The organism is Streptomyces sp. NPDC005195, assembly GCF_040608315.1.
GTDB classification, from domain to species: Bacteria; Actinomycetota; Actinomycetes; order Streptomycetales; family Streptomycetaceae; genus Streptomyces; species Streptomyces kaempferi.
This window is the reverse complement of sequence record NZ_JBEXHZ010000168.1, coordinates 1-4,536: the sequence shown is the minus strand read 5'-3', so window position 1 is coordinate 4,536 and position 4,536 is coordinate 1. Positions and strand designations below refer to the sequence as shown.

1 protein-coding gene is annotated in these 4,536 nt (G+C 73.9%); it reads left to right on the top strand.

Going from position 1 to position 4,536, the window contains the following annotated elements; translation table 11 throughout:
- Positions 1-4,536: SDR family NAD(P)-dependent oxidoreductase (locus tag ABZV34_RS37315; RefSeq protein WP_356287082.1), on the top strand; the 4,536-nt coding region annotated here is incomplete at both ends.

Here is a 4,536-nt window from a genome sequence, read left to right as displayed (position 1 = left end):
TCTCCGGCCGGCCGGAGACCGACCCCGCCGACGTGGGCCTGTCCCTGGCGGCGCACCGCTCGGTCTTCGAACACCGCGCGGTCGTCCTCGGCGAGGACCACGACACCCTCGTCCAGGGTCTGCGCTCACTGGCCGACGACGAGCCGAACCCCTCCACCGTGACCGGCTCCGCCCGGGGCGAGGGCAAACTCGCCTTCCTCTTCTCCGGCCAGGGCGCGCAACGCCTGGGTATGGGCCGGGAGTTGTACGAGGCGTATCCCGTGTTCGCGGAGGCTTTCGACGCGGTGTGCGCGCACCTCGACGAGGGTCTGCGGGAGGTGGTGTTCGGTGAGGACGCGGATCTGCTGAACGAGACGGGCTGGGCGCAGCCCGCGCTGTTCGCGATCGAGGTGGCGTTGTTCCGGCTGGTGGAGTCGTGGGGGATGAGCCCCGACTTCCTGGTGGGCCACTCGGTGGGTGAGCTGGCCGCCGCACACGTGGCGGGAGTGTTCTCCCTCGAGGATGCCTGCCGGCTGGTGTCGGCGCGGGGTCGTCTGATGCAGGAACTGCCCTCTGGTGGTGCGATGTTCGCGCTGGAGGCGTCCGAAGCCGAGGTCCTGGCGCTGCTGGAGGGCCGGGAGGCGGGGGTGTCGGTCGCCGCCGTCAACGGTCCGCGTTCGGTGGTGGTCTCCGGTGTCGAGACCGCGGCGTCGGCGGTCGCGCAGGAGACAGCCGCCCTGGGTCGCCGTACCTCCCGCCTGCGCGTCTCCCATGCTTTCCACTCGCCGCTGATGGAGCCGATGCTGGCGGAGTTCCGTACGGTCGCCGAGAGTGTGGCGTACGCGCCGGCCCGGATGGCGGTCGTGTCGAACGTGACCGGACAGGCCGCCGGCGTCGGGGAGTTGGAGTCGGCCGAGTACTGGGTGCGGCATGTGCGGGAGGCCGTACGGTTCGCCGACGGTATCGCCTGGCTCGAAGGGCGCGGCGTACGCCGGTTCGTGGAGCTCGGCCCGGACGGCACCCTCACCGCCCTCGCCCAGACCAGTGTCTCCGGCGACGAGGACCTGCTCTTCGCGTCCCTCCTGCGCAAGGACCGCCCCGAGCGCGAAGCACTGCTCCTCGGCCTGGCCCAGGCGTTCGCCAAGGGCGCCGACATCGAGTGGGCCCACGTCTTCGACAGCACCGGCGCACGGACCACGGCCCTGCCGACGTACGCCTTCCAGCGGCAGCGGTTCTGGCCCGGACCGCCCGTCCTGCTCGGCGACGTCGGCTCGGCGGGCCTGGACTCCGCCGCACACCCGCTGCTCGGCGCCGCGGTCGAACTGGCCGGAGGCGACGCCCGCCTCTTCACCGGACGCCTGTCACTGCGCGGCCAGACCTGGCTCGCGGACCACGCCCTCACCAGCACCGCCCTGTTCCCGGCCACCGGCTTCCTCGACCTGGCCCTGCACGCCGCCGAACACGTCGGCTGCGACCGGGTGGAGGAACTGACCATCCTCACCCCGCTCACCCTCCCCGGCAGCGGCGCCCTGCACGTACAACTGCACGTCGAGGCCGCCGACGCGAACGGCGCCCGCAGCCTCACCGTGCACTCCCGGACCGAGGACGCCGGCCCCGAGACACCGTGGACGCTGCACGCCTCCGGCCTGCTCACCGCCGACGCCGCGACAACGCCCGAAACCCCCTACGACTTCACCGCATGGCCGCCGCGGGACGCCGACGAAGTACCCCTCGACGGCTTCTACGAGCGGTTCGCCGAACGGGGCCACCTGTACGGGCCGCTCTTCCAGGGCCTGAAGTCGGTGTGGACACGCGGCGAGGAGGTGTTCGCCGAGGTCGCGCTGCCCGAGGACGCCGACCCGTCCGCCGACGCGTTCGACCTGCACCCGGCACTGCTCGACGCCGCCCTGCACGCCGTGATGTTCGTGCCCATGAAGGACGCGGGCCGGCTGCCGTTCTCCTGGAACGACGTCCGCCTTCAGGCCGCCGGCGCCGACGCCCTGCGGGTACGCATGGTGCAGACCGGCCCGGAGTCGATCGGCCTGGCCCTCGCCGACACCACGGGACGCCCGGTCGCCACCGTCGGCTCACTCACCCTGCGCGAACTCACCGGAGACCTCGCGGGCGCCACCATCGGCGCACCGCGCCAGGAAGGCCTGTACGAACTGGACTGGGCGCCGGTGCCCACCGGAGCCCGGACGCCCGGCACGGACTGGACCCTGGTCGGCGGCCCCGAAGCCCGGCCGCTGGCCACGGAGCTGGAACAGGCCGGCGCACAGGTGCGGGCCTTCCCCGACCTGACCGCGCTCGCCGCCTCGGACCTCCAGATCCCCGAGACCGTCCTGCTGGCCCTGCCCGACACCGACACCGACACCGGCGGTCTGGCCGCCGCCGCACGCGCCACCGCGCACACCACACTGCGGCTCGTGCAGCAATGGCTCGACGAACCCCGCTTCGCCCACGCCCGGCTCGCGGTCGTCACCCGCGACGCCATGCGCGTCGGAACCCGGCCCGCCGACCCCGCCCGCGCCACCGCCTGGGGCCTGGTCCGCTCGGCCCGCTCCGAGAACCCCGGCCGTTTCGTCCTCGCCGACCTCGACACCGCACCCGCCTCGGCGGCCGCACTGCCCGCCGCCCTCGCCTCCGGCCACCTCGAACTGGCGGTCAGGGAAGGGGCGGTGACCACACCGAAGATCATCCCCCTCGCCGTGCAGCGCGCGCTCGCCGAGCCCGCCGACACGGCCGCCTGGCGGCTTTCCGTCGAGGAACGGGGAACCCTGGAGAGCCTGCGGCTCACCGCGTGCCCCGAGGTGACCGAGCCCCTCGCACCGCGCGAGGTCCGCATCTCGATGCGCGCCGCGGGCGTCAACTTCCGCGACGTCCTGACCGCGCTGGGCATGTATCCCGGCGACGCCACGGCGATCGGCCTGGAAGGCGCCGGCGTGGTGACGGAGACCGGCGCCGACGTCACCTCACTCGCCGTCGGCGACCGGGTGATGGGCATGTTCGCCGGAGCCTTCGGCCCCGTCGCCGTCGCCGACGAACGGATGGTCGCCGGCATCCCGCGCGGCTGGACCTTCGCACAGGCCGCCACCGCGCCCATCGTCTACCTGACCGCGTACTACGGCCTCGTCGACCTCGGCGGACTGCGCCCCGGCCAGTCCGTCCTCGTGCACGCCGCCGCCGGGGGAGTGGGCACGGCCGCCGTACGGCTCGCCCGCCACCTGGGCGCCGAGGTGTTCGGCACCGCGAGCCCCGGCAAGTGGGACGCGCTGCGCGCCGCGGGCCTCGACGACGCCCACCTCGCCTCCTCCCGCGACCTCGGCTTCGAGAAACTGTTCCTGGAGACCACCGAGGGCCGCGGCGTGGACGTCGTACTCGACTCGCTGGCCCGCGAGTTCGTGGACGCCTCACTGCGGCTGCTGCCACGCGGCGGACACTTCCTGGAGATGGGCAAGACCGACGTCCGCGACCCCCGCCAGGTCGCCGAGGACCACCCGGGCGTCGCCTACCAGGCCTTCGACCTCGTCGAGGCCGGCCCCGACCGCATCGGGGAGATGCTGCGCGAACTGGTCACCCTCTTCGAGGAAGGGGTGCTGCCGCCGCTGCCGATGACCACGTTCGACGTCCGCCGGGCCCCCGACGCGTTCCGCTTCCTCAGCCAGGCACGCCACATCGGCAAGGTCGTCCTGACCCTGCCGACCGCCCCCGACCCGGACGGCACGGTCCTGCTCACCGGCGGCACCGGCGGACTGGGCCGCATCACCGCCCGTCACCTGGTCACCCACCACAGCCTGCGCCATCTCGTGCTGGCCGGCCGGCAGGGACCCGACGCGCCCGGCGCCGCCGAACTGCGCGAGGAACTGACCGCCCTGGGAGCCGACGTCGCCATCGTCGCCTGCGACACCGGCGACCGCGCCGCCCTCGCCGACCTCCTCGCCGCACTGCCCCCGGCCCACCCGCTGACCGCGGTGATCCACACCGCGGGCGTCCTGGCCGACGGCGTCATCTCCTCGATGACACCGGAACGCATCGACCGGTCGATGCGGCCCAAGGCCGACGCCGTGACCAACCTGCACGAACTGACCCGCGACCTGGACCTCGCACGGTTCGTGGTCTTCTCCTCCGTGGCCGGCACGTTCGGCGGCGCAGGACAGGCCAACTACTCCGCCGCCAACGCCTTCCTGGACGCCCTCGCCCACCACCGCCGCGACCTGGGCCTGCCGGGCACCTCCCTCGCCTGGGGCACCTGGCTGCCCGACGCGGGCATGACCGGCGAACTCGGCCAGGCCGACCGCGAACGCCACGCCAGGACCGGCATGGTCCCGCTCGGCGCCGACCTGGGCATGCGCCTGCTCGACGCCGGCCCCGCCACCGACCGCGCGGTGCTCCTGCCCATGGACCTCGACCACGGCTCCCTGCGCGAACACGCCGACGTACTGCCCCCGCTGCTGCGCGCCATGGTCAAAACACCCGCCAGGCGCCGGGCCGAGACGTCCGCCACCGCGGCCGGCGGCACCCGGACCCTCGCGGAGCGGCTGGCCCCGCTGCCGGCCG